Raw genomic sequence first — 1,190 nt, 5'->3', positions numbered from 1 at the left:
CGGCCATTGGCGGGTCCAGTGGCGGCATCACCCCACCGCCGCCCGTGCCAACTGGGTCAAGGGGTTTGGGCGGCTGGTCGTCGCCAGCTGCAGCCCCTGCAGGAGCGTCATCCGCCTGAGCCGCCGGTGCGGGCAAAGGCTGCGCGCGGCCGAAGAACGCAAGCACGTCATCTGCCGTCCATCCGTCCTCGACAATCGCATCCTTGCAGTCCCAGCCGCTCACCTTCTCGCCCGGCTTGGGGATAGGGAGCAGTTGCACCGTGCATGCGTGTTCATCGCGCAGGATCTGGCCGATGCCCAGCATTGCTTTCATGCCTGGCTGCTTGTCCTCCGGGAGCAGCGGCTTGCGGGCCTGCAGCGCCTCCTTTGCAGCGTTGTCAGCCTTGACGCTCTCCTGCTCAGCCCGCGTCAACCGCTCGCGCTGCGCATCACAGTCCGGCCACAGCAGCACCGTGCACCCGGCAAGCCAGACCCACAGGGCCTTTTGCCAGGCCTTGCTCCCACCGGGCCAGCTGGCAACGCAATAGATGCCCGGTGCGGTCTGATCGAGCAGCTGCTGCAGCACCTCGGCCTTGACCTCGCCCTCCACCAGCACCACCGTGCGCCCGCCTGGCAACGCATGCCCCGGCAGGTACAACGGCCGAGGCTCATCCCACTGCTTCCACTTCCACTGCCCAGCACCATCGCGGGCGGACTGGCAGAACGTATAGGGGAGCGTGTCCTTGCCGCCATCGCTGGTCATGAACCGCGCGACATAGCCGTGCCGCTCATCGCCGAGCCGGTAATCGGCTACATGCACCAGGTCATCCGCCTGCCGGTGGTAGTGCTGGAACGTTGCAGCGGGCGCATAAGCGGGCACGGGCACCACAGTGCTCCATCCCTCCTGCTCTTTCTGGGGCTTGGGCGCGGGCTGCGGCCGTGGGTTCGCAACCGGCACAACCGCTGCCCCTGCCGCCGTCTTGACCAACCCCGCGATACTCTCAAGCCGCTCCTCACGCGCCACCTGCACCGCTGCCTTCGCGTTGCTCAGGCTGTGGATCGCCGCATAGAGGCTGATGAGGTCTCGGCCCTGCTCATCGGATGCAGCGAAGTCCGCCCATTGCCCGGTGATGAGATTGACGCTGCAGCTGTCGCCCCGGCCTCCGCTCAGGTCCGCGCACTTGTACTCATGACCGAGCACAGTCCCGCCC

The 1,190-nt window shown here is 67.1% G+C and carries 1 pseudogene; it reads right to left on the bottom strand.

Annotated elements, in window-relative coordinates:
* Window positions 1-1,190, bottom strand: a pseudogene (locus tag DTS01S_RS31020) (VapE domain-containing protein); the annotation flags it as partial.

Origin of the sequence: Delftia tsuruhatensis NBRC 16741 (genome assembly GCF_001571325.1) — a bacterium.
In the GTDB taxonomy this organism is placed as follows: Bacteria; Pseudomonadota; Gammaproteobacteria; order Burkholderiales; family Burkholderiaceae_C; genus Comamonas; species Comamonas tsuruhatensis.
Note: the sequence above shows the minus strand (reverse complement) of the source record. Positions and strands in the feature narration are given on the sequence as shown.